Below are 20,766 nucleotides of genomic sequence, written 5' to 3'. Positions count from 1 at the left end.
TTTCATCCCGCACTAATTGAGACCGGACCGAGATTGGTCACGACTGGTCATTATCTCGACTACTCTCTCAGGGTAGTTTCAGGGTATGACGTAGTACATGACAGATTTCCTGTGCATGCATATATACAGAAGGGCAAAGGCGAGACAATAAAAATCGATACACAAGATATTCAAGGACGATCTCAGCATGAAGCATTTGAATTGGGCTTTCATGCAATAGACAAATGGATATCACGACAGCAAACATCATGAAAGACTGAGCCCATGAGGACAGCGCGCGCTGCACGCGCTGTGCTCATGCCTCTGTCAGGCGGGCTTGATCTGGAAGGGCGCGCGGTCCTTGCCGTTGATCCAGTTCGGCGGCTTGCCCCGGCCGGTCCAGGTCGCCCCGGTGGCGGGGTCTCGGTACTTCGGGGCGCCCACGCTGCCCTTGGCCTTCGCGGCTGGGAAGACATCGGCAGCGGTCAGGCCGTGCTCCTGGATCAGCGCGCGGGCTTCGGTTACAGCCTTCGCCTTGGCTTCAGCCTGAGCAGCTGCGATCTGGGCGTCGAGTTCGGCCTTGCGGGCCAGCAGGTTCTGGTATTCGGACATCGGGTTTCCTTTCTTGGATGGTGATTAGTGGCCGCAGGGCAGGGCATCGCCGCGGCTGTGGTCTTCGGGCAGCTCGGCGCCGCAGCCGAAGCAGTGCGTGGGCTTTTGCTCGTCCCACCACAGGGCGCGGGCACGTTCGGCGGCGCGGCGCGCGGCTGGCAGATCGCGCTCGGCGCGCGTGGGTTGGTGCTCGGTGTCTTGGTTCATGCTGTTGAGGCCGTGGCTACCGGGTGCTGCATCCAGATGCTGGCGAGCGTGTCGGTGATACGCGGGCGGGAGTGATTGCGCTTGCGATAGCGGCGGTACTTGTCACACACGCAGGCGTTGCACTGGTCGGCCAGCCCGTCGGGGCTTTTGACCAGTGCGCGGAAGAAGCCCACATCGGCGGGCCAGGGCTCGCCGCAGGTGGTGCAGACCTTTTCAGGTGGTGTGGCCATGGCGGGGGAGTTCGCAAAGGGCGCCCAAGATAGGCGCCCCCGCGATCAGTTGCGCGCGGTGTTCGGCGCGCCGTTGAGGATCTGCAGCTCGGTGGCGGCGGCGATCTTTTCGCGCAGGTCCTTCACGGCCTGCTCGATCACCTTGTGCGGACGGACCAGCTCCAACCACATAACGAGGTTGCCGCCGTCGATGCGGTAGCGGAAGCGCACATCCACACGCCACTTGTCGCCGTTCTCGAAGACAGGAATGCCCAGGCTGAACTGCTCGGGAACCTGCAGCTGGCCCTGGCGCGCGCTGCCCTGCACGTCTTCGTCATAGGTGAACTGGGTCGAGCCGTCCGACAGGCGCACGCTGCTCTTGAAGTCCACCTTCTTCTTGGCCTCCAGCGTGCGGCACACCTCCAGCAGCGTAGAGCCGTCCGGGCTGCCGGGTTCACGCGAGGCTGGGTCAGCAGCGATGAACACGACATCAACCAGGTTGCTCTCGATGAATTGGGCCAGATCGACCTGGCCGACCTTCTTGCCATCCATGCCGGTCCAGGCCTTCCACTCGGGTGCAAGCGGGGCGTTGTACCGGGCCTGGTGATCGCCCCAGCCAGTGCCGAGCGCGATGTGGTTGAACACGGCAGTGAAGGTGGGCGGGTCGATGGTGCTGAACAGACGAGTGGATTCACCCTTCTGGTCGTTGACCACGGCGATGAACGATTCGGCATCGTTCAACTGCACCGTGCCCTTCTTGCGGGTCGGAGCCGCGAGCGTGTGGCTCAGGTCTTCAGCGGTGAAGCCTTCGGGGAGCAGCACGATGGGTGCGCCGGCTCCGACGAAGCGTACGGCTTGATGGCTGGCTGCCTGGATTTCACGGCTGGCGGTTTCGGTCTTGGTGTCTTGCAGGTCCACGGGGTTCTCCTTGAGGGACTGGGTTGAGGGAATGGGAGTCAGCCGACGACGCGCAGGCCGGGCTGCTGCTCAGGGGCTGCGGCGGTTTGGCGCAGCTCCTTCTGGGCAATGGATTCCTGCGACACGTCGCGCACGCCATCCAGCGTTTGCTGGCGTGGATCGCTGCGCTGCAGGTTGTTGTCGGGGGTTGTGAAGAGGATGGTCCGACCCTTGGTGGGCGCGGGCAGCTTGGTCTTCACATCGGTGTCCAGCTCCATCTGGCCGGCCTTGCCGCCGATGGGTTTCATCTTGATCGTCAGGGTCAGCGAGCCGGCTTTGCCCGTTTCCGTGGTGGCGTGCACCAGATCGTTCAGTGCCTCGGTGGCCTCCTCGCCGAGGAATGGCGCGCTGTTGGCCAGGAAGTCGGCAAAGGCCTGGCGTTTGGCCTTGAGGGTGGGATTGATGAGCTTGCTCACGGGATGCTCCTGTCTGGTTAAAGCAAAAAAATGCCCACCAGGTGGTGGGCGTTGTGGGAGAGCAGGGGAAGGGCGGCTAAATCGCGCCGCCCTCGGTGTCGTCGGCCGGCAGGTGCTGGATGGCGGGCGCAGGGATCGCAGGCACGCGCGGCGCGGGCCCGGCCAGGAATTCCTCGCGCTTGGCGTAGAGCCGGTCGATCAGAGCGTCGGCCAGGCGTGGCAGGTCGCGGGCATTCATCAGCACCGCGCTTTGAACCTTCTCGATGGGCACGCCCAGGGCCGCGAGATTCGCCGCGTTGAGCTGCAGCCAGGGAGAGAACTTGGCGCAGATCTGCGTGAGGTTGAGCTTCTCGGTGTTCGACATGGCGATCAGTGGGCCTGTGCCTTGACCTGGGACTCGCGCATCGCCTGGTAGCCGGCGAGCATCGGTTCGAGCTGCTGACGCAGATCCACGCCGGGCTCCAGGTTCGCGCCGATGCTGGCCAGGGCGCAGCCCATGGCATACAGGCCGCCATACAGGGCAAACGTGTTGCCGTTGCGCTGGCCGTAGGCGCTCAGGATTTCGATGATCGGCTCGGCCACGTGCGTCATTGCATGGGCGTGGTGGTTGGACGTGATCTCGTGGGTGACGCGCACGCCTTCGATGGGGTCTGTGGATTGGCTCATGAGCTGGTGCTCCAGGTTCAGAAAAGGGGTGCTCCGGAAATGGCGACCGCAGCAGCAATGCAGAAGGCCGAGTAGGCCGACCAGAGGAAAAAGCCGAGGAGTTTGGTCATGGCAGCTCGCGCAGGCATTCCATGGATTGCGGCCCGTTCCAGACCACGGCATGGCCGGGCGGACAGGCCTGGGCGGCGCTGTGCGCGCGCTGCACGTCCGCTGCGCTGGCCACCGGCTCCTGAGCCGCGCCGGCATCTGCGCACGCGCTGAGCGCCAGAGCCACAAGCAGGACCAGGCACAGGAGCAGCCAGCCGCCGGGCGGGGGCGCCGGGCCCGGCTCGACTACAGGACCAGGGCGAGACGCTTGGCGCAGAAAGCGCGCATCGGGATCGGGATTGAAGGGCTCGGAGGGGATCACTCGTTGCATTTGGGCACTCCAGGAACAGCAAACCCGCCGGGCGGCGGGTTCGTGGGGTTGGTGGCTTGCTGCTGTCGGCGCTGGGCTGCAGCCTCTGCCAACAGGCGCTCTTCTTCTTTCCATTCGGCAAGAGAGCGCGGCTCATAGGCGGCGGCATTGCGTTCGCCGCGCAGACGGGTGAATCTGGTTCTCATGGTGGATTCCAAAAAAGTGCCCGCCCCACATTGCTGCAGGGCGGGCCAATGCCGCGAGAGCGGCCCCACGAAACAAAAAGGCCCTGCAACTGGTGAAGCTGCAGGGCCTGGCTGGAAAGTGCCGATGCCTTGAAAGGCGTGCCTGGGAAGTTGAGAGGGAGGGAGGAGGAAGCCCAGGCTCGGCGCGAAACTGTTGAGGTCAGTATGCCTTGCTCATATTCAGCGGAACATGAACAGGAGGTAAAAGGAGGTAGGGATCAGTTGCAGAGCTGACGCTCGCACGGAATGCCATCTCCATCTCCATCCATCTTGGTGTTGGGGCAGTTGCGCAGGAAGAACTTCGCCTCTTCGCACGAGGTCATCTGCGAGCAGTGCGTGCGACCGTCACAGGTGTATTTAGGAGCGCTTGAAGTGGTGCTGCCGACATCGATGTCGCGAGGGCGAGGCTCATTGAGAAGCAGAGCCGGGACCGGCCCTCCGGTCTTGGCCTGATACGTCGTGTATGCCTTCCAGGCGGCCGCCGCGAGCAGCACGTAAATAATGAGTCTCAGCATTGAATGCCCTCTCTTGTTGTGATTGGTATGGCGGGCATCGTATCGCAGCCGGAAATGAAGATGGCCAGGCCTGTTCGCCCGGGCTTATTCTCAACTCGACGGTGGCAAGACTCTCACTGCTTGCAGGCGGGCAAATGCCTGTCACGATTGGCCATCACAGATAGGTGCCGGACGCGATCCCGGCACAGAAGCGAGCGCTGTTTTTCATGGCAGCCGCATGGCCCTCGCGGGTACGGCCTAGGAAGTCTGTCGCTCCGGTTGCTTCCATTCCCCGCGCGTCGCCCGCGCATTCCCTATCTGTGATGGCCCCGGCTCCGCGCCGAGGCCGAAACTCACAGCGCGAGGCGCCGCTCCAGGTCCTGCAGGGCTGCGCGGTCCTTTCGCAACTGAGTGGCGAGCTCGTTGAGTCGGCGCACCAGAGGAGTGGGGGATGCAGGCTCGGCTTCGTGCGCACTGCCCTCGGCAGAGACGCCGGCCGCCGACAGCACAGGCTCCAACCGGCCGGAAATGCGCCTGATGGTGTTCTGCAAGTCCTCCATGCCTGCATCGATGTTGCTGAGCGCGGCTTCGACTTGGCTCTGCGGGGCCGGGGCAATTTGGGCGCTTTCATATGCTGCGCCACGGGCAACCGATTCGGCGGCACGCTGCAGCACGGTGGGGCCGCTGCCGAGATGAGCGAGGGAATTGGAATGGTTCACGGTGGTCTCTCCTGTGGTGGTGGTGGAAACAGAAAAGGCCTCCCGCATCGAGAAGCCTCTTTTGTTTCGCCCCGATGCGCTCGGGGAGGGCGTGCTGCATCTGGTAGCAGCTGCGCGGCATCAACATGCCGCACCGTTTATTTGCTCCGTGGTGTCATCTCACTGCGTTCGTCACCGGCATGCCAGGGCGGTGTTCCATCGTCGGCTCCAAATGCGCTGGCGCGCACCCTTCACAGCCTCCCGCCTACTCTCTACAGGGCATCCCGCCCGCAGTTCCTTCCCTATGCCGTGAACCGTGCTTTGACGGACTGGCAACCGCGCGGAGACGCGGCGCGCTGACCTGGCCCATGCCCAGGAGCGCCATTTCGCCGGACGAATGCCCCTCGGGTGGGGCAAGCAACATCGGCGTGCGACTTGTGAAAGACCGGGGCTTGCTCGGTCGATGCCGTGGTGCCCAACTTCCCGGCCGGTCCGCATGTGCGGTGGCTAGGTACGTTGAAGGCGATGATAAGGCGATGCCTAATTTTCTGCAATAGGCGTTGCCTTATTAATTTCTATGCGCTGCCTTTGCGCTCAGTGAAGGCGGACTTCGAAGTAGGCCTCTTCCACGGCTATCCCCTGAAGTCCGGCTTGTTGGGCCGCCTCATAGGCCTTCTGCCAGGAAAGCGCCATTGCCTCGTTGGCCTTCCCGATTACGCCGCCCTCGGCCGCATCGTTGAAGAGCTTGTAGGCCCGGGTCATGGCCTCTTGGCTGGGGAAGCTGCGTTCAATCACCTTGGCGAAGCGGGCTTCGGCCTTGGCCTTGATGTCGTGCTCGATGCCGATGCAGTCTTGAAGAGTGACTCGGAACGAGGTGAGGGCGGAAGTGGTCATGTGCATCCTTGGTGCTGGTTAAAAACACAGTTAAAGTATGCATGACAACTGTATGCGTGTACAGTAATTTGTTGCATGGCGCGTAGCTCGCCAGCCAGCGGTCATGAAAAAGCCCGCTCATGGCGGGCTCGGGTCTCAGGCTGGGGCGTTGGCATTCAATGCTTCATAGTCCACCACGCCAACACCTTGCCGGCAATGTTGATGCACTCAGATGCCTTGCGAAGATCAATTCGCTCTTCGTCGGGATAGTCCACGATGTTGTCGCTGCGAAGGACCAGTGTGCCGTCAGACAGTATTAGTGCTTTCTTCAACAAGAGGCGGTTGTAAACATCGATGACGTAAATACCCTGTGCGTCAATGGTCCTCTGCCCCATATCCACAAACACCAGGTCTTCATCTTGAATCGTTGGTTTCATGCTGTGGCCGTTGCCCGTCATGATCTTGATGCGCTCGGGATTGACGGTCCCGATCTTCTTGCGGACCCAACTTTCCAAGACATCGAGATGCCGGACGATCTGCACGGCCTCGTCCATGTGCGAGCCAGGACCCATCGACGGCCGGACCGAGAGATGCTGTAGGCGTACGTAGCCGGGCGGCGGGGTGTCATCGATGACCTGGATCACGTTCTCCCCTTGCTTGGATGTCTCGGCGGTAGTCCCTGGCGGGTAATCGGGCAGCCCCCAGTGCGCTGGCTGGACTACGTCTGCGAAGTAGCTCCAGAGTTTTGGGAGCTTGTCCTTGCTGATGGTTCCACGATTCACCCAGTCTTGGATGGACGGAGGCCTTACCTCAAAGTGCTCGGCCACCTCCTTCTTGGAGACGCCCTTCAGTTCGATGGCTTCAGCGATGGCTTGGCCTAATTTTTCACCAGTAAGCATTGCCTAATGTTCCATGTGTGAGTGTGCGTAGGCAATGCCTATTGATCAAAATTAGGCAGAGCCTTATCATGGGGTATGACGTACTTACACCCCGGACTTGCGGTGCAGGCGGTTGTCGATCTTGTCGGCAGCCAAGCTGCCCTGGCTCGCGCCTTACAGGTATCCCCGCCCACTGTGAACCAGTGGATCAAGAGGCGGCGTCCGGTTCCGAAGGCGCTTAGCCCCAGGATCGAAGCGCTGTCCAGTGGGACTGTCTCCCGCCGTGACCTCCGCCCCAACGACTGGCAGGACATCTGGCCCGAGCTTGCGCAGCCTGCCGCCCAGGAGCAAGGCCATGCGTAGCCGCGCGATCACCCTTCGACCTGGGGAGTCCTTCGTCACGGCAGATGGCGTCAATGTCGAGGGGCGCACCGCGGAACAGGAAGGCCGTGAGCAGGCTGTGCCGGACGCCATCCGCAAGGCCCACCTGCAATCCGTGGCAGCCATGGCGCGTACAGATGACGTGCTGCCAGGGACTACTGATTCCCTCGCTTCCCTGCGCTGGAGGCAAGCAGCGTTTGTCGCACGAGCAGCTCCGTCTGCGCCGCGCGAGCCCGTAGCTCCACTACCTGCTCCGGATCTATGTCCGAAGGCGCCGAGGTCGTCATCGATTCGATGGCTGCTCGGAAGTTCTGCAATAGCAGTTCTGGCGCTGGTGCTTGCGCGATCAGTTGCTCCAAAAGGATCCGCGTGATCTGCGCATCGCACTCCAGTGCAACAAGCGCTTTGCGCAATGTCTCTTCGTTCATGTCCGCCCCTCCTGGGAATGGTTGTGTAGGAACTTCCATTCTGCCCCGGGAGGCGGCGGGCACCTTTTCCCAGAATCAACCCCAGGAGTAGTCCCGCATGCGTGACACCCACGAAAAGCTGAGCCGGGCTGAAGCGGCTGCCGTGAAGGCGATCCAGGCGGCGCTGGCCGTGCTTGATGCCGAGCAGGTTGAGCGCGTGCTGGCTCATGTGCAAGACCAACTGGATGAAGAAGCTGGCGCGCCCATGTTCGCGCGCGGCGTTGCCGGCCCGCTGGGCAAGCTGGACATCCAGCTCAAGACCAAGGTGGACGAGTCCACTGCCGAGCAGTTCCGCCGCAACTGCGTGCTGAAGGGAACGGACACCTCCACGGTGCTGCGCGATGCCATCTACGTGATGACCTGGGAGCGCAGCTATCGGCAGATGGTGGCTGAGAAGTTGATGCATGAGGAGCAGTCTGCCAGCCGACTGCAATCGCTCATAGGACCCTTTGGGGCCCCCGAATTCGGAGGGTCTGCCCGATGAACGCGATCACTGCAATTTCCGCCGCCGTGCTGACCATGAGCAGCCGCGAAATCGCCGAGCTGACGGGCCGCGACCACGGCAACGTGATGCGCGACATCCGCACGTTGCTGGACGACCTGCAGGCTTCAGATTTGAAGCCTGTTTGCGAAACAACGACTTACGCGGGTGCCAACGGCCAGCGCTACCCGCAGTACGAACTGGACCGCGACACCTGCCTGACCCTGCTGCTGGGCTACGACGCCGTGGCGCGCATGAAGGTGGTGAAGCGCTGGCAGGAGCTGGAGGCCCAGGCCGCTCCAGCGGTGCCGCGCACGATGTCTCAGGCGCTGCGCCTGGCCGCTGAACAAGCCGAGCAGATCGAGCAGCAGCAGGCCGCGCTGGCCCTGGCCGCGCCCAAGGTTGAGTTCGTGGACCGCTTCGCTTCTGCCGAGACCGGGGCAATGGGCTTCCGCCAGGTCTGCAAGCTGCTGCGCGCGAACGAGGAGCGCTTCCGCGAGTTCCTGCTGGACCAGAAGGTCATGTACCACCTGGGCGGGCGGCTGACCCCGGCGGCGCCGCACATGGCCGCCGGCCGCTTCGTGGTCAAGGCCGGGCATGCCCAGCACAGCGACCACGCCTACACGCAGGCCAAGTTCACGAGCAAGGGCGTGACGTGGATTGCCGGCCTGTGGGGCCAGCACCAGGCCCGCCTGGCGCAGGAGGGCGTGCAGCAATGAGCACGATGATCATGGCGGCCTGCTGGCCGCTGGCCATGTCCCCGGCGCAGAAGGCGGTGCTGATTTCCCTGGCCGACCAGGCCAACGATGACGGCGTGTGCTGGCCCGGCGTGGCGACCATTGCTCGGCGCACCTGTCTGTCCGAGCGCGCTGTGCAGGATGCCATCGCATGGCTGCAGACCGTGGGTGTGGTGTTCCGTGAGTACCGCATCAACTCGAGCACCAGCTACACCATCACGCCGGCCAACTTCAACCCGGCTGCAGCGCCCGCGAAGCGTAAGCGAGGCACGGGTGCAGATGCCGCACCGGGTGCAAATGGCGCACCCCCCGCAAATGGCGCACCGGGTGCAGAGGGCGCACCACTCCCCGCAGATGGCGCACCAGGGGGTGCAAATGGCGCACCTCAACCCCCGCAGATGGCGCACCCCAGGGGTGCAGATGGCGCACCCAAATCATCATTGAACCGTAATAGGAACCGTAAAGGAACCGCCAACGAATCATTCCCGCCGGCTGCGCCGTCGGCCCGCGATGGGGCTGGCGGTGATCCAGACGACGGCGAGACAGCCCTGCAGGCAGCCTGCAAGCTCACCTGGGCGGCCTACAGCCTGGCCTACGAGCAGCGGTATGGCGTCAAGCCGGTGCGCAACCAGGTGGTGAACGCCAACGTGAAGACGCTGGTCAAGCGCCTGGGCTTCGAGGAGGCACCGCTGGTGGCGGCTTGGTACGTGGCCAGCGTGAACGAGGCTTTCGTGGTGAAGAACTCCCATGGTGTCGGCGTGCTGGTGAACCAGGCCGAGAGCTTCCGCACCCAATGGGCCCGCGGCCAGGCCGTGACCGGCACGGCAGCGCAGGCAGCCGACAAGACGAGCGCCAACTTCGACGCCATCGAGGAGGCCAAGCGGCTGCTGCGCCAGCGTGGCGGCCGGGGAAGCGGGGAGGGTGGCAATGCGTGACGACCTGGACACCGACTGGTTGCTCGAGGAGCTGGGCGCCACCATGGAGCTGAGCGGCCAGCAGGTCCGGCCTGCTGCGCTCCTGCTGTTGGCTGAAGACCTGGCCCACATCGAGAAACCGGTGCTGCGTCTGGCCCTGGCCCGCATCCGCGCCGAGCACCGCGGCCCGATCCTGACCGGCACTGTGCTGCAGTACGTGGACCACGCCATGGGCCGCATGCTGCCCGCCGAGGCCTATGGCCTGGCACTGACCAGCGCCGACCAGCAGGCCACCGTGGTGTGGACCGACGAGATTGCCCAGGCCTGGGCCGTGGCCGCGCCGCTGCTCAGTGCCGGCGACAAGTTCGGCGCACGGCAGGCCTTCATCGAGGCCTATGGCCGGATCACTGGCGAGGCCCGCGCGCTGCGCCGTCGCCCCGTGGTCCAGGTCAGCCTGGGGCACGACCCCGAAGCCCGCACGCGCGCCGTGCAGGAAGCCATTACGGCGGGCCGGCTGCCCGGCGGGCTGGAGGGCCTGACCGACGACCTGCGCGAGCAGCTGCAGCTGCCGGCCCCGCGCGCAGCCCTGGCGCTGCCGGCTCCGGACTCGGTGCCCACCGGCCCGAAGCGCGAGGTGCTGGCCCAGCTGGCCACCCTGCGCGAAGCATTTGCGCTCAAGGCCTCGCGCTTCACGCCCGTGCAGGTTCAGGCCCGCGCAGACCGGATGCGCGTGGGGCAGGCCAAGCGCCGCGCTGCTGCCGCCGTGGCGCAGCACCAGCAGGGGAGCCAGCCATGAGCGCCATCCATCCGGCCGCTACCCGCGCCTACCTGGCGCTGCCCTATGCCTACACGCTCGCACAGGAGCTGTCGGCCAGCGAGCGGCAGCCGCTGCACCAGCGCAAGCGCGAACCCATGGCTGCTGCAGTCCTGGCCGCTGTGCATGCCGTGGGCTACGCCGTTCCGACGGTGCAGCACTGGCGCGACCTGGCCGACGCCGCGAACCTATCCGAAACGCTGCTGGGCATGGGCGTCTTCACCGAGCCCGAGGCCCAGAGCCTGTTTGCCGATGCTGTGGCGGCTGTCGTGGACCTGGGCCGCAAGCACGGCCATGGCCAGGAGATGCGCCTGAACGCTGTGCAGCTGGGCCACCTGGTCGAGTTCGGCGAGGCCTACGGCCAGGTGCTGGAGGTGATCCCGGCCCGCACCTTCATCCGCGCGCACCGCGCCACCGAACGCCGTCTGCGCGAGCTGCTGGTCAACAGCCACGGCAGCGACACCCATGAATTCATCGTCGTCTGAACATCAATGGCAGCAACACCAAATCAATCTCAGCGGGGTAGCCGTGGCTCACCTCGTCAAGCTGGCCCAGCAACCCGGGTGGTGGGAGTACGTCAAGGCCAGGGCCAGGGAATTGGACAGGGACGAGTCCCGGCTGTTCGTGGACATCGAGCAGCAGGTGGTGCAGCAGCTGAAGGCGCTCGCGTGGCGCCCGCCGCCCCGCGCGTGACGGTGCCGGTTGGGCATCAGGGCCCGATCACGGTGCTGGGCATGGACCCGGGCAAGCACACCGGCCTGGCCTGGATCGTTGATGGTCAGCTGCAGGCGCTGGAAGAAATTGCGCCGGCGCAGATCCTGCAGACGCTGCAGGGCAGGACACCCACGCTGGTGATCTTCGAGGACAGCCGCAAGGCACGGAAGACCTGGACCGGCCAGGGCAGCGCGGCGGCGCGGGCCAAGATGGCGCGCAATGTGGGCGAGATCGATGCATGGTGCGTGCTGATCGAAACCCTGTGCGCCAGCCTCGGCATTGCCTGCTTCGGCATGCCGCCCAGCGCGAAGGCCGGCAGTGCCCACGGCGCCAAGATCGATGCCGCCACCTTCAGCCGCCTGACCGGCTGGGCCGGCCGCAGCAATCAGCACCAGCGTGACGCCGCAATGATCGCGTGGTCCTTTCGGAGGGCCCGGCCATGAAGCGCATCTACATCGCCGGTCCGATGACAGGCCTGCCCGACTTCAACTACCCGGCCTTCAACCGAGCCGCCGCCACGCTGCGCGCCCAGGGCCACCACGTCGAGAACCCGGCCGAGAACCCCGCGCCAGCGTGCGGCAGCTGGGCCGGCTACATGCGTTTGGCGCTGCCGCAGCTGTGCACCTGCGATGCCGTGCACCGGCTGCCGGGCTGGAAGCAGTCGCGCGGTGCCCGGTTGGAGAGCTTTGTGGCGCGCGTGCTGGGCCTGGAGGTGCAGGACTTCGATGCCAGCGCAGGGGAGGGCGGTGCCCATGCTTGATTTCCGCCCAGACCTTCCGCGCCGTGGCCAGCGCGGCACCGTGCGCGCCATGCCCCAACACCCGCCCCTGTGGCGCGGCGCCGCAATGCGCGAGCGCATCGACGGCCCCGATGCCCTGGGCCGCTACCGCTTCTCCGTCTGGTCGGAAAACCGTTGCTGCCGCCTGGAGCAGTACGGCCCCACGCGTGTGTGCGTGATGGGCGACCACGGCTTCCTGGTGGATGTGGGGCTGGAGGGTGACATCCGATGATCCAGAACCGGAGCACCTGGCCCAGTCGCGGCTTCGGCCGCCGCGCAGCCGCCGAGCCTGTGCAGGACCGCGAGGAACGCTTGGCGCAACGCGCGGCCCGGGCGATGGACAGTGCCCGCGCCACGGCCGGCATGGCGTGCACAAGCATCGTTGTGATGGGTGCGGCCAGCACAGGCCTAGTCGTGCCCAAGACGGAAATCCTCGAATGTGAGGCCTACCGCCGCGCCGTGGCCGCGCTGCCGTGCATCTGGTGCGGCATCTGCGGGTTCTCCCAGCACGCGCACCTGAACCTCGGCAAGGGCTTCGCGCTCAAGACAGATGACCGCACAGGATTCCCGCTTTGCTGCACGCGCCCCGACATCGAGGGTTGCCACGTCGCATACGACCAATACCGCCTTGTTGACGGCGGCCGCGAAGCCCATCGGGACTATGGCCTCGAATGGGGTCGCATCACCCGCCACACGATTCTCGAATCCGGCCAATGGCCAGCACGACTTCCCCTCTGGAGTGAAAACGCATGAACCAAGCCACCACCAGCACCATCCACAAGACAGCCGGCGGCAATCCGGACACGGGCGCGGTCGAGGCCGTGCCCACGCTGACGCAGGTCTACGAGGCGATCCGCCAGTTGCATGACGCTGGCGAAGAGCCCACGCGCGACCGCATCCACAAGATGACGGGGCTGAATCTCACCACAGTAGATGACCGCATCAAGGTATTGCGCGGCGAGGGGATGATTGCGGCAGTGAAGCAGTGCTATCGCCCGGTGCACCAGCACGGGCCGGCGCGGGATGTGGTCATCGTGCACCTCAACGACGGACGCACGATGGTGGAGATCGGGGAGCATGTGTTGCATCTAATCCGCCCTGAAGCCGCTCGCCTCGGTCAAGGGCTGGCAGGCGTAGCTCTGGAGCATACGGCTCTCGCGCGCGTTACGGAACTTCAGGATCAACTGCTGGACGAATTAGCGAAGCGGCGGGAGTTGGAGCGAGAAGTGAAGGCACTGAAGTCGTTGAGACGCGCGGACAGTCGACAAGCAGACCTCATTCTTGAGATGGGCTCCTGAGACCTGGCGTAGATCATCGGGAGTTGTTGATGCCAGTTGCTATCAGCAGAGAATTGGTCAGAATCTCATTGATTGATGTCAAATTTTAGTGCATAGGGTTTTATCGAATTGACTGCTGCCTTTATTTGTTTTGAGGTGATCTATTTAGTTAAAGCTGATTCCCCAATCTTCGTTCAAGTTCATCTTGGAAGTATTTGGCTGAAGGTGTTACGATGTGTAATCGCTTAACTCTTTGGAAAAGGTGGTGCTATGCAGGTGAACTTGAAAGAAATCCACGGCGACTGGGATGCTGGCTGGGCGCTTGATAAGCATGTCCTCTCTAGTACGTATGTTGGAGATAACGAATGGGGCCACCCTCAGTTTGATACCCAACGCTCCGAAGTAGGGGAAGCATCTTTCCAGTTGAAATATCGTTCGGACTGGGCTCAGGTGCCAGTCCTTGCTCAAGCGCTGGCAGTAAACATTCTTCCGAAAATCAGCAGTGTTGGCTTCATTGTTCCGATGCCTGCGTCGAAAGTGCGAGATCGCCAACCTGTTACGGAGGTCGCACGTGCGTTGGGCATGTTGGTTCAAAAACCTGTATTTGAATCACTTGCGAAGACGCCTGGAGGACCTTCACTGAAGGATTTGCAGACGAAACAGGAGAAGCTTGATGCGCTGACGCAGCGCCTTTCTGTTGTGCATCACATCACCAACGAGGGACGTTGGGACGTGCTGCTGGTGGACGATCTGTATGACTCGGGTGCTTCGATGGAGACAGCATGCGCAGCGCTCCGAGGGTATGAAAAAGTCAATAAAATCTACGTTGCTGCCCTAACTTGGAAATAGCATCGATGAGTACCAAAGTTTTTATCGCCGGTTCAATGAACATCAAAAATCTCGATCCGGAAGTTAAGAAGCGAATCGATAACATCATAGACCAAGACTTCGAAGTGTTGGTCGGTGATGCGGATGGCGTGGACACCTCTGTGCAGTGGCATATGTTAAATCACGGAGGATGTAGGGCTACAATTTTTTGCAGTGGCCCTGTGCCTCGCAACAATGTTGGAGATTGGCCCGTTGAAGCTGTTGTCACACCTCACAGCGAGGGATCGCGTGCATTTTTTACAGCTAAAGATTTGAGGATGGCTGAAGTTGCCGACTATGGGCTAATGATCTGGGACTCGAAGAGCACCGGGACTCTTAGCAATGTCATTGAATTATTGCTGCGTGACAAGAAATCCGTTGTGTTTGTGAACAAGTCTAAAACGTTCCACAAGGTGGGCACCGTTGAGGAGCTAGAGGAACTGGTTGCCTTCATGTCTGATCATGCTAAGAAGAAGGCTGATGAGAAGATTGGTCTTCTTGACCGAATCGACTCACTAAGAAGCGATAAGTCTCAGGCACGCATGTTTCTATAGCAGACATGATGTCCGGACCCGTCTAGGGTTCGACGTCCTCAGGTCGTGCGGGAACACTCCCAGTCATGGCCCAACGTCCTGCCGGCAAGTCCGAGCCTCAAAAGAAACCAGTCCCCAAGAAGCCTGCAGCCGTGAAGAAGGCCGCAGGCTCTGCCGTTCCTGCGAAGCGTCCAGCGGCCAAGAAGCCTGTACGCAAGGCATTGCAGGCCAACGCTGCAGATGCCCAGACTCTGACTCCGAAGCAGCAGCGCTTCGTGGAGGAGTACCTCGTTGACCTCAACGGTGCCCAGGCCGCCATCCGCGCCGGCTATAGCGTTCACACGGCCAAACAGATTGCTACTGAAAACCTAGCAAAACCTTACCTGCAGGCGGCAATCGCAGAGGCACGGAAGCAGCAGCAGGAGCGCACCCAGGTCAGTGCTGACCGCGTGCTCACCGAGGCCCTGAACATCCTGGTTGCTGATCCCCGTGAGCTGGTTGAGGTCAAGACCGGCTGCTGCCGCCACTGCTTTGGCGAGGGCAACCGTTACCAGCGCACGGTGGGCGAGATGAATGCTGACCGTGAGCTCTGGGCCGTGAAGGGCAATGCGCCGGCAGACTTCGATGAGCAGGGCGGCATTGGCTTCAACCCTCTGCTGGAGCCCAGCCCAGACTGCCCGCAGTGCGGTGGCGATGGCCATTCGCGCGTGGTGACGAAGGACACTCGCAGGCTCAGCACGCCCGCGCGTGCGCTGTATGCCGGCGCCAAGGAAGGCAAGTACGGCATCGAGGTCATGTTCCATGACAAGGTGGCCATCCTGGAGAAGCTGTTCAAGCACACCGGCCTCTACGAGAAGGACAACGAGCAGAAGAGCGATCCCTTCATGCTCAAGCAGATGACCGATGCAGAGCGGGCTGTGCGGCTGGCGGCACTGCTCAACGGCGGGCCAGGCGCGGCCATGCTGCTGGCCACGCTCGCGGCGAAGCGGGGTGAGAAATGACCACGCCCGCGCTGACCACAGCCGACATCCTGGATCTGCTCAAGGGCCTGGACGCGGACACGCGCGCGGAGCTGGACTCCCTGCTGCTGTCTGGCGATGCGCCGATCTGGGTCCCGCAGCCTGGCCCCCAGACCGTGGCCTTCGAATCCGACGCCGATATCGTCTTCTACGGCGGCGCGGCCGGCGGCGGCAAGACCGATCTGCTGCTCGGCCTGCCGCTGACCAAGCAAAAGCACAGCATCATCTTCCGGCGCCAGTCCGTGCAGCTCACCGGCATCGAAGAGCGCATGACATCGATCCTGGGTACGCGCGATGGCTACAACAGCCAGGACGGGATCTGGCGGCTGCCGCAGGGCAAGGTGTTGGAGCTGGGCAGCGTGAAGGAGCCGGGCGACTGGATCAAGTACCAGGGCCGCGCGCACGACTTCAAAGGCTTCGATGAGATCACCCACTTCACCGAACTGCAATTCCGGTCCCTGATTGGCTGGCTGCGCACCGATGACCCGACCATCCGGCAGCGTGTGGTGTGCGCGGGGAATCCGCCCACCGAGCCCGAAGGCGAGTGGGTCAAGCGCTTCTGGGCGCCGTGGCTGGAGCCTTCGCACCCGAACCCGGCAAAGCCGGGCGAACTGCGCTGGTTCGTGACCAATGAGAAGGGCGAGGACCAGGAGGTGCCTGGCCCTGAGCCCGTGATGGTCGGCCCGGACCTGATGACGCCCAAGAGCCGGACGTTCATCCCTTCCAGCGTGAACGACAACCTATTCCTGCTGTCCACGGGCTACAAGGCCACGCTGCAGTCCTTGCCTGAGCCGCTACGCAGCAAGATGCTGAATGGCGACTTCAATGCCGGCAGCGCGGACCCGGCCTGGCAGGTGATCCCCACCGAATGGGTGAAGGCGGCGCAGGCCCGGTGGAAGCCGCGCGAAGCCAAGGGTGGCATGACGGCCCTGGGCCTGGACCCGGCGCGCGGCGGCATCGACAAGACCTCGGCGGCGCGGCGCCACGGCGCCTGGTTCGATGAACTGATCACCGTGCCCGGCGCGGTCACCAAGGACGGCCCGACCACTGCGGGCTTTGTCACGCCCCTAGTGCGCGACGGTGCGTGCATCTGCGTGGACAGCATCGGCATCGGCTCCAGCGCCCTGGATTTCATCGTGGGACTGAATCTGCTGGTGCTCGCGGTCAACGGCTCGGAAACGTCCAACGCCATGACCATGGCTGGCAATCTGCGATTCCGGAACCGGCGCGCGGAGATGTACTGGCTGCTGCGTGAGGCCCTGGACCCAACCAACCCCAATCCCATTGCGCTGCCGCCGGACCCCGAGCTGCTGGCCGACCTGACAGCCGTTCGCTACAAGGTTGTGACCCTGGGCCGGGTCGCGGCGATCCAGATGCTTTCCAAGGACGACATCCGCAAGGCGCTTGGCCGCTCCCCTGACAAGGGCGACGCGGTGGCAATGACCTTTGTCCAGGGCATTCCTGAGCCCGGCAGCAAGCGCCACGAATACGAAGAACCCGAAGAGACCGATTGGAGGCTCAATTGATCAACACCAGCACGATGGACGTGGACTCGCCCGAATCCGAGGGTTCTCTCGACGCCGGGGATGATGATCTGCGCATGGGTGAGGGCGAGGTGTCGCTCCACGAATACACGGAATGGCTGCGCGAGATGGACGAGGAGCCGCCATGGCGCATCGCGGCCGACAAGGAGATGGACTATGCCGACGGCAAGCAGCTGGACACCGAGCTGCTGAACGCCATGAAGGAGCAGGGCATTCCGCCGGCCATTGAAGACCGCATCGGGCCCACGCTGCGTGCGCTCACGGGCTACGAGCAGACCACGCGCACGGACTGGCGCGTCACGGCCAACGGCCAGACGGGCAGCAAGGATGTGGCCGACGCACTCAACGTCGAGCTGAACGAGGCCGAGCGGGAGTCCCATGCAGACAATGCCTGCAGCGATGCCTTCCGGCCCCAGGCCGCCGTGGGCTTTGGCTGCGTGGGCGTGCAGCGCGTGAGTGATCCAACACAGTACCGCTACAAATGCGCGGTCGTGCGCCGCAGCGAGGTGCGCTGGGACTGGACTGCCGAGGAGTGGGATCTCAGCGACGCGCGGTATTTCAAGCGGGACAAATGGCTGCACCCCGAGCGCATCGCGCGCGCATTTCCGCAGGCGCGCGAACTGGTACTGTCCTGCGGGCGCAACGGCGCCACCTGGTGGCAGCAGGGCTACCCGGGACGGCTGGCCAACCAGGGCGGCAGCACTACGGGCCTGACCAATGCGGGCCAGGATGCGCGCGGCTGGACGGTGGAAGAAGCGCGCTGGTACGACCGCACCAACAAGCAGTTGTGCCTGACCGAGCTTTGGTATCGGCGTTGGGTCGAGGTGGTTCTGATCGAGTCGCCCGATGGCCGCGTGGTCGAGTACGACGCGGGTAACCAGGCCCACAACTACGGCCTAGCCACGGGCATGACCAAGGCCTTCAAGGCCATCGTGGCCAAGGTGCGCCGCAGCTACTGGCTCGGGCCGCACAAGCTGCATGACAGCCCGTCGCCATATCCGCACAGCCATTTCCCTTACGTGATCTTCTGGGGCTTCCGCGAGGATTCCACGCGCGTGCCCTATGGCTACGTGCGCGGGCTGATCTACCAGCAAGACAGCTTGAACAGTGGCACGGCGCTCATGCGCTGGGGGCTGTCCGCCTACCGGGTCGAGAACACCAAGGGCGCGACGGATATGCCGGACGCGGTCCTGCGCCGCACCATCGGCCGCCGCAACGCCCATGTGGTGCTGAACCAGGAGCACATGGCAAAGGATGGCGCGCGCTTCGAGGTGAAGCGGGATGTTCAGCTCACCGATCAGCAGCACCAGCTCATGAACGACTGCCGCGCGGTCTTCGAGCAGCTGTCCGCGGCGCCGGCGGCCTTCACGGGCCAGCGCGGCAATGCGACCAGCGGCCTGCAGGAGCGCACTCAGCTGGAGCAGGCCAACCAGGCGCTGGGCGAGATCATGGGCAACTTCCGGCGCGCGCGCACCCTCATGGGCGAGATGCTGCTGGCCATGATCGTCCAGGACCTGGGCGCCAAGGAAAAGACGGTGATCATCGAGGGCGATGCCGTCACCGAGGATCGGTCGGTGGTGCTCAACAAGATCGAGACCGACCCGGCCGGCTACACCTACCTGAGCAACGACGTGCAGCGGACCCTGCTGAAGGTCCAGCTCGAGGACGTGCCCAGCACGCCCGGCTATCGCTCTCAGCAGCTGTATGCGATGCAGGAGGTCATCAAGACAATGCCGCCACAGTTCCAGCAGGCCGCCATGCCCTACATGGTTGCGCTCATGGACACGCCGTACAAGCGCGAGATCATCGAGGCCCTGCGCGCGGCCGGCTCCCAGGAGAGCCCGGAGCAGGTCGAGCAGCGGATCCAGCAGGAGGTGCAGGCGGCCCTGACCAAAGCCGGCCACGACCTCAAGGCCCGCGAACTGGACATCAAGGAGCGGCTTACCGATGCCCAGATCCAAGACACCGTCGCGGCAGCCGTGCTCAAGGGCGTGCAATCGGCCTTCAGTTCGATGCAGGGCGGGGCCCAGGTGGCAGCGAACCCGCTGATCGCGCCCATTGCCGACGCCATCATGCAGGGCGCCGGCTATCGAAAGCCCAGTCCCGGTGGCGACGATCCTGACTTTCCGGTACCGGACGCGGCGCCTGGTGGCCCAGTGCCGCAGGCGGGCGGGCCGGGCGCGGTCGGCGACATCGGCCAGGTGCACGAGAACACCAGCCCCACATTCCCACCCATCCCGCAGGAACCGTCGCGCGGCATGCAGGGCATCGAGACGCCCTCCGATGCCGACAACTTACCCGCCGGCGCGTAACGCCCTGCCGCCATTCCCATGCCGCCTTCGGGCGGCTTTTCCATTCCCGCCCCGTCTAGGGTTGGTCTTTCCTCCCCCGCTTTTTGACACTGCTTTCAAGCCATGGCGCATGTCGCTGTGGCGATGACTGCGGCGCTTCGGCGCTGCGGATTCAAGAGCAGATGGCGCGGCGCCCAGGCGCTGCTCCGGATTGCTGGCCCATGCGGCCACGGCGATATGTGGCGGGACAGGCATGACGACATCACATCAGGATTCTTTGGATAGCGCGGGCGGCGAACTGTCGGCCGATCAGTTGACCCAGATGCTCAACGCTGGGTTGCATGGCGATACCTCGGCTGTGTCCGAGGAACCCGGCGGCGCGCCAGCGACCGCCACTGATCCGGCAAACACTCCTGCTGCACCCGCTGTGGAAGCGGTAGCGAAGCCAGGGGGCGTAGCTGCGCCGGCCGAGCCAGACCCGGCGAATGCCGTGGTGCTGGCCCGAGACGGCAAGCACACCATCCCCTACGAGAAGTTGGAACAGGCACGCCAGGGCGAACAGCGCTGGAAGTCTGAGGCCGAGCGTGAGACCGCCCGTGCCACCGCAGCAGAGGCCGCCCTGGCCGAGCTGCAGGCACAGGCGGGCCAACGCGCTGCCGATGGCAAGGCACCGACCGAGACGGACAAGCTGGCAGCGCAGGCAGGCGCGGCCATCGAGGCCGGCGCGGATCCGGAGCTGTTCGGCGACTACTCGGAAGAAGGGCTTCGCGCCGGTCTGCTGAAGCTGCACGCGGCCACCCGCGAGCAGCTCAAGGCAGAGCTGAAGGCGGAACTGCAGGCAGAAGTCGAGCGCGAGCTGGCTCCGCTGCGTCAGCACCGCCATGCCTCGGCCCATGAAGTGCACACGAACGCCATCTACACGGCACACCCCGACGTGGATTCCATCGCCCAGAGCGCGGAGTTTGACGCGTGGCTCAAGGCCATGCCCAGCTACGCGCAAAGCGCCGCTCGCGGCGTGCTGGACGGCGGCACCACCGAGCAGGTGATCGAGCTCTTCAAGGACTACAAGGCCGCAGCTGCCGCTTCCGCCGCGCCCGCTTCAAAGGATCCTCCGAACGACCCGGCCAACGCTGCCAAGGAAAAGCTGGCGGCCCTCGAAGTGCCCGTGCCTCACAGCCTCTCGGACATCCCGGGTGGCCGTCCGGGTGGCGGGTCACTGTTCGAACGGCTGGATTCGCTCCAAGGCGTGGAGCTCTTCAACGCGATGAACGACCTCACGGAAGAACAGCGCGAAGCGTTCCTGAGCCGAAAAACCTGA

The 20,766-nt window shown here is 63.9% G+C and carries 32 protein-coding genes and 1 other annotated feature; of the genes, 18 read left to right on the top strand and 14 right to left on the bottom strand.

What is annotated here, in order from left to right; translation table 11 throughout:
• Window positions 1-306 precede the first annotated feature (306 nt).
• From DA1_RS21440 to DA1_RS31480, 13 genes are all read right to left on the bottom strand, one after another.
• Window positions 307-591, bottom strand: a complete 285-nt coding sequence (locus DA1_RS21440) for an H-NS histone family protein (protein ID WP_034395047.1) — start codon at window positions 589-591, stop codon at window positions 307-309.
• 24 nt (window positions 592-615) lie between these two features.
• Window positions 616-798 carry a hypothetical protein gene (locus DA1_RS21435; protein ID WP_034395050.1) on the bottom strand — a complete coding sequence of 61 codons (183 nt, stop codon included), beginning with the start codon at window positions 796-798 and terminating at the stop codon, window positions 616-618.
• The gene (locus tag DA1_RS21430; protein ID WP_034395052.1) at window positions 795-1,028 is read right to left on the bottom strand and encodes a hypothetical protein; all 234 of its coding nucleotides are present in this window, start codon (window positions 1,026-1,028) and stop codon (window positions 795-797) included. The genes DA1_RS21435 and DA1_RS21430 overlap by 4 nt, the downstream gene beginning before the upstream one ends.
• Window positions 1,029-1,073: 45 nt before the next feature.
• A complete protein-coding gene (locus DA1_RS21425; RefSeq protein ID WP_034395055.1) occupies window positions 1,074-1,925 on the bottom strand; it encodes a YfdQ family protein in 852 nt (283 codons plus the stop codon).
• Between the two features lie 38 nt (window positions 1,926-1,963).
• Window positions 1,964-2,380, bottom strand: a complete 417-nt coding sequence (locus DA1_RS21420) for a YfdP family phage-associated protein (protein WP_034395057.1) — start codon at window positions 2,378-2,380, stop codon at window positions 1,964-1,966.
• 76 nt (window positions 2,381-2,456) lie between these two features.
• Window positions 2,457-2,744: a hypothetical protein gene (locus DA1_RS21415; RefSeq protein WP_034395060.1), complete on the bottom strand. Its 288-nt coding sequence runs from the start codon at window positions 2,742-2,744 to the stop codon at window positions 2,457-2,459.
• A 5-nt stretch (window positions 2,745-2,749) separates the two neighbouring features.
• Window positions 2,750-3,046, bottom strand: a complete 297-nt coding sequence (locus tag DA1_RS21410; RefSeq protein ID WP_034395063.1) for a hypothetical protein — start codon at window positions 3,044-3,046, stop codon at window positions 2,750-2,752.
• 106 nt (window positions 3,047-3,152) lie between these two features.
• Window positions 3,153-3,464, bottom strand: coding sequence for a hypothetical protein (locus tag DA1_RS21405; RefSeq protein ID WP_034395065.1), 312 nt, complete (start codon window positions 3,462-3,464; stop codon window positions 3,153-3,155).
• Window positions 3,452-3,649 carry a hypothetical protein gene (locus DA1_RS30605; RefSeq protein WP_155737662.1) on the bottom strand — a complete coding sequence of 66 codons (198 nt, stop codon included), beginning with the start codon at window positions 3,647-3,649 and terminating at the stop codon, window positions 3,452-3,454. Before DA1_RS30605 ends, DA1_RS21405 begins: the two co-directional genes overlap by 13 nt.
• 257 nt (window positions 3,650-3,906) lie before the next feature.
• Window positions 3,907-4,203, bottom strand: a complete 297-nt coding sequence (locus DA1_RS21400; RefSeq protein WP_034395069.1) for an excalibur calcium-binding domain-containing protein — start codon at window positions 4,201-4,203, stop codon at window positions 3,907-3,909.
• A gap of 332 nt (window positions 4,204-4,535) precedes the next feature.
• A complete protein-coding gene (locus tag DA1_RS21395; protein WP_062794155.1) occupies window positions 4,536-4,901 on the bottom strand; it encodes a hypothetical protein in 366 nt (121 codons plus the stop codon).
• Window positions 4,902-5,076: 175 nt separating this feature from the next.
• Window positions 5,077-5,167: a sequence feature (23S ribosomal RNA rRNA prediction is too short), on the bottom strand.
• A gap of 307 nt (window positions 5,168-5,474) precedes the next feature.
• The gene (locus DA1_RS21390; RefSeq protein WP_034398739.1) at window positions 5,475-5,774 is read right to left on the bottom strand and encodes a hypothetical protein; all 300 of its coding nucleotides are present in this window, start codon (window positions 5,772-5,774) and stop codon (window positions 5,475-5,477) included.
• Window positions 5,775-5,929: 155 nt separating this feature from the next.
• Window positions 5,930-6,652 carry a S24 family peptidase gene (locus DA1_RS31480; RefSeq protein WP_051940901.1) on the bottom strand — a complete coding sequence of 241 codons (723 nt, stop codon included), beginning with the start codon at window positions 6,650-6,652 and terminating at the stop codon, window positions 5,930-5,932.
• A 75-nt stretch (window positions 6,653-6,727) separates the two neighbouring features.
• On the opposite strand from DA1_RS31480, the gene DA1_RS21380 reads away from it, so the two are divergent.
• On the top strand, window positions 6,728-6,994 hold the full coding sequence (locus tag DA1_RS21380) for a transcriptional regulator (protein ID WP_034395077.1): 267 nt from the start codon (window positions 6,728-6,730) through the stop codon (window positions 6,992-6,994).
• Window positions 6,995-7,167: 173 nt separating this feature from the next.
• Here the strand turns inward: DA1_RS21380 and DA1_RS21375 are convergent, their stop codons facing one another.
• Window positions 7,168-7,440 carry a hypothetical protein gene (locus DA1_RS21375; RefSeq protein WP_034395079.1) on the bottom strand — a complete coding sequence of 91 codons (273 nt, stop codon included), beginning with the start codon at window positions 7,438-7,440 and terminating at the stop codon, window positions 7,168-7,170.
• 97 nt (window positions 7,441-7,537) lie between these two features.
• On the opposite strand from DA1_RS21375, the gene DA1_RS21370 reads away from it, so the two are divergent.
• The 17 genes from DA1_RS21370 to DA1_RS21295 all read left to right on the top strand — a co-directional run bounded on the left by DA1_RS21370 (window position 7,538) and on the right by DA1_RS21295 (window position 20,766).
• A complete protein-coding gene (locus DA1_RS21370; protein ID WP_034395081.1) occupies window positions 7,538-7,963 on the top strand; it encodes a hypothetical protein in 426 nt (141 codons plus the stop codon).
• Window positions 7,960-8,679, top strand: coding sequence for a phage antirepressor KilAC domain-containing protein (locus DA1_RS21365; RefSeq protein ID WP_034395084.1), 720 nt, complete (start codon window positions 7,960-7,962; stop codon window positions 8,677-8,679). Before DA1_RS21370 ends, DA1_RS21365 begins: the two co-directional genes overlap by 4 nt.
• Complete coding sequence (locus DA1_RS21360; RefSeq protein WP_034395086.1) at window positions 8,676-9,632, top strand: helix-turn-helix domain-containing protein; 957 nt, start codon at window positions 8,676-8,678, stop codon at window positions 9,630-9,632. The genes DA1_RS21365 and DA1_RS21360 overlap by 4 nt, the downstream gene beginning before the upstream one ends.
• On the top strand, window positions 9,625-10,407 hold the full coding sequence (locus tag DA1_RS21355; protein ID WP_034395089.1) for a hypothetical protein: 783 nt from the start codon (window positions 9,625-9,627) through the stop codon (window positions 10,405-10,407). The genes DA1_RS21360 and DA1_RS21355 overlap by 8 nt, the downstream gene beginning before the upstream one ends.
• Window positions 10,404-10,910, top strand: coding sequence for a hypothetical protein (locus DA1_RS21350; protein ID WP_034395092.1), 507 nt, complete (start codon window positions 10,404-10,406; stop codon window positions 10,908-10,910). Before DA1_RS21355 ends, DA1_RS21350 begins: the two co-directional genes overlap by 4 nt.
• Window positions 10,891-11,118: a hypothetical protein gene (locus tag DA1_RS30600; RefSeq protein ID WP_034395095.1), complete on the top strand. Its 228-nt coding sequence runs from the start codon at window positions 10,891-10,893 to the stop codon at window positions 11,116-11,118. Before DA1_RS21350 ends, DA1_RS30600 begins: the two co-directional genes overlap by 20 nt.
• Window positions 11,094-11,582 (top strand): hypothetical protein, encoded by a 489-nt coding sequence (locus tag DA1_RS21340; protein WP_080736921.1) that lies wholly within the window; start codon window positions 11,094-11,096, stop codon window positions 11,580-11,582. The genes DA1_RS30600 and DA1_RS21340 overlap by 25 nt, the downstream gene beginning before the upstream one ends.
• Window positions 11,579-11,899: a DUF4406 domain-containing protein gene (locus tag DA1_RS21335; RefSeq protein WP_034395097.1), complete on the top strand. Its 321-nt coding sequence runs from the start codon at window positions 11,579-11,581 to the stop codon at window positions 11,897-11,899. Before DA1_RS21340 ends, DA1_RS21335 begins: the two co-directional genes overlap by 4 nt.
• Window positions 11,892-12,149, top strand: coding sequence for a hypothetical protein (locus DA1_RS21330; protein ID WP_034395100.1), 258 nt, complete (start codon window positions 11,892-11,894; stop codon window positions 12,147-12,149). Before DA1_RS21335 ends, DA1_RS21330 begins: the two co-directional genes overlap by 8 nt.
• Entirely contained in the window at window positions 12,146-12,670 is a 525-nt protein-coding gene (locus tag DA1_RS21325) for a hypothetical protein (RefSeq protein ID WP_034395104.1), read from the top strand. Before DA1_RS21330 ends, DA1_RS21325 begins: the two co-directional genes overlap by 4 nt.
• Complete coding sequence (locus DA1_RS21320; protein ID WP_034395107.1) at window positions 12,667-13,215, top strand: hypothetical protein; 549 nt, start codon at window positions 12,667-12,669, stop codon at window positions 13,213-13,215. The genes DA1_RS21325 and DA1_RS21320 overlap by 4 nt, the downstream gene beginning before the upstream one ends.
• A 255-nt stretch (window positions 13,216-13,470) precedes the next feature.
• Window positions 13,471-14,043, top strand: a complete 573-nt coding sequence (locus DA1_RS29950; protein ID WP_230590977.1) for a ComF family protein — start codon at window positions 13,471-13,473, stop codon at window positions 14,041-14,043.
• A 5-nt stretch (window positions 14,044-14,048) separates the two neighbouring features.
• Window positions 14,049-14,615, top strand: a complete 567-nt coding sequence (locus tag DA1_RS21315) for a hypothetical protein (protein WP_034395110.1) — start codon at window positions 14,049-14,051, stop codon at window positions 14,613-14,615.
• Between the two features lie 65 nt (window positions 14,616-14,680).
• The gene (locus tag DA1_RS21310) at window positions 14,681-15,595 is read left to right on the top strand and encodes a terminase small subunit (RefSeq protein ID WP_080736923.1); all 915 of its coding nucleotides are present in this window, start codon (window positions 14,681-14,683) and stop codon (window positions 15,593-15,595) included.
• Window positions 15,592-17,139: a terminase family protein gene (locus DA1_RS21305; protein ID WP_034395113.1), complete on the top strand. Its 1,548-nt coding sequence runs from the start codon at window positions 15,592-15,594 to the stop codon at window positions 17,137-17,139. Before DA1_RS21310 ends, DA1_RS21305 begins: the two co-directional genes overlap by 4 nt.
• The gene (locus DA1_RS21300; protein ID WP_307187361.1) at window positions 17,136-19,469 is read left to right on the top strand and encodes a portal protein; all 2,334 of its coding nucleotides are present in this window, start codon (window positions 17,136-17,138) and stop codon (window positions 19,467-19,469) included. Before DA1_RS21305 ends, DA1_RS21300 begins: the two co-directional genes overlap by 4 nt.
• A gap of 232 nt (window positions 19,470-19,701) precedes the next feature.
• Window positions 19,702-20,766: a hypothetical protein gene (locus DA1_RS21295; RefSeq protein WP_034395116.1), complete on the top strand. Its 1,065-nt coding sequence runs from the start codon at window positions 19,702-19,704 to the stop codon at window positions 20,764-20,766.

The sequence above is a fragment of the Delftia acidovorans NBRC 14950 genome, assembly GCF_001598795.1.
Lineage (GTDB): Bacteria > Pseudomonadota > Gammaproteobacteria > Burkholderiales > Burkholderiaceae_C > Comamonas > Comamonas acidovorans.
Note: the sequence above shows the minus strand (reverse complement) of the source record. Positions and strands in the feature narration are given on the sequence as shown.

Bases quoted from the DNA above. Each gene is read 5' to 3' on its own strand.
- DA1_RS21440 (WP_034395047.1), bottom strand. From the start codon at position 591: ATGTCCGAATACCAGAACCTGCTGGCCCGCAAGGCCGAACTCGACGCC.
- DA1_RS21435 (WP_034395050.1), bottom strand. From the start codon at position 798: ATGAACCAAGACACCGAGCACCAACCCACGCGCGCCGAGCGCGATCTG.
- DA1_RS21430 (WP_034395052.1), bottom strand. From the start codon at position 1,028: ATGGCCACACCACCTGAAAAGGTCTGCACCACCTGCGGCGAGCCCTGG.
- DA1_RS21415 (WP_034395060.1), bottom strand. From the start codon at position 2,744: ATGTCGAACACCGAGAAGCTCAACCTCACGCAGATCTGCGCCAAGTTC.
- DA1_RS21410 (WP_034395063.1), bottom strand. From the start codon at position 3,046: ATGAGCCAATCCACAGACCCCATCGAAGGCGTGCGCGTCACCCACGAG.
- DA1_RS21405 (WP_034395065.1), bottom strand. From the start codon at position 3,464: ATGCAACGAGTGATCCCCTCCGAGCCCTTCAATCCCGATCCCGATGCG.
- DA1_RS30605 (WP_155737662.1), bottom strand. From the start codon at position 3,649: ATGAGAACCAGATTCACCCGTCTGCGCGGCGAACGCAATGCCGCCGCC.
- DA1_RS21400 (WP_034395069.1), bottom strand. From the start codon at position 4,203: ATGCTGAGACTCATTATTTACGTGCTGCTCGCGGCGGCCGCCTGGAAG.
- DA1_RS21390 (WP_034398739.1), bottom strand. From the start codon at position 5,774: ATGACCACTTCCGCCCTCACCTCGTTCCGAGTCACTCTTCAAGACTGC.
- DA1_RS31480 (WP_051940901.1), bottom strand. From the start codon at position 6,652: ATGCTTACTGGTGAAAAATTAGGCCAAGCCATCGCTGAAGCCATCGAA.
- DA1_RS21380 (WP_034395077.1), top strand. From the start codon at position 6,728: ATGACGTACTTACACCCCGGACTTGCGGTGCAGGCGGTTGTCGATCTT.
- DA1_RS21375 (WP_034395079.1), bottom strand. From the start codon at position 7,440: ATGAACGAAGAGACATTGCGCAAAGCGCTTGTTGCACTGGAGTGCGAT.
- DA1_RS21370 (WP_034395081.1), top strand. From the start codon at position 7,538: ATGCGTGACACCCACGAAAAGCTGAGCCGGGCTGAAGCGGCTGCCGTG.
- DA1_RS21365 (WP_034395084.1), top strand. From the start codon at position 7,960: ATGAACGCGATCACTGCAATTTCCGCCGCCGTGCTGACCATGAGCAGC.
- DA1_RS21360 (WP_034395086.1), top strand. From the start codon at position 8,676: ATGAGCACGATGATCATGGCGGCCTGCTGGCCGCTGGCCATGTCCCCG.
- DA1_RS21355 (WP_034395089.1), top strand. From the start codon at position 9,625: ATGCGTGACGACCTGGACACCGACTGGTTGCTCGAGGAGCTGGGCGCC.
- DA1_RS21350 (WP_034395092.1), top strand. From the start codon at position 10,404: ATGAGCGCCATCCATCCGGCCGCTACCCGCGCCTACCTGGCGCTGCCC.
- DA1_RS30600 (WP_034395095.1), top strand. From the start codon at position 10,891: ATGAATTCATCGTCGTCTGAACATCAATGGCAGCAACACCAAATCAAT.
- DA1_RS21335 (WP_034395097.1), top strand. From the start codon at position 11,579: ATGAAGCGCATCTACATCGCCGGTCCGATGACAGGCCTGCCCGACTTC.
- DA1_RS21330 (WP_034395100.1), top strand. From the start codon at position 11,892: ATGCTTGATTTCCGCCCAGACCTTCCGCGCCGTGGCCAGCGCGGCACC.
- DA1_RS21325 (WP_034395104.1), top strand. From the start codon at position 12,146: ATGATCCAGAACCGGAGCACCTGGCCCAGTCGCGGCTTCGGCCGCCGC.
- DA1_RS21320 (WP_034395107.1), top strand. From the start codon at position 12,667: ATGAACCAAGCCACCACCAGCACCATCCACAAGACAGCCGGCGGCAAT.
- DA1_RS21315 (WP_034395110.1), top strand. From the start codon at position 14,049: ATGAGTACCAAAGTTTTTATCGCCGGTTCAATGAACATCAAAAATCTC.
- DA1_RS21310 (WP_080736923.1), top strand. From the start codon at position 14,681: ATGGCCCAACGTCCTGCCGGCAAGTCCGAGCCTCAAAAGAAACCAGTC.
- DA1_RS21305 (WP_034395113.1), top strand. From the start codon at position 15,592: ATGACCACGCCCGCGCTGACCACAGCCGACATCCTGGATCTGCTCAAG.
- DA1_RS21295 (WP_034395116.1), top strand. From the start codon at position 19,702: ATGACGACATCACATCAGGATTCTTTGGATAGCGCGGGCGGCGAACTG.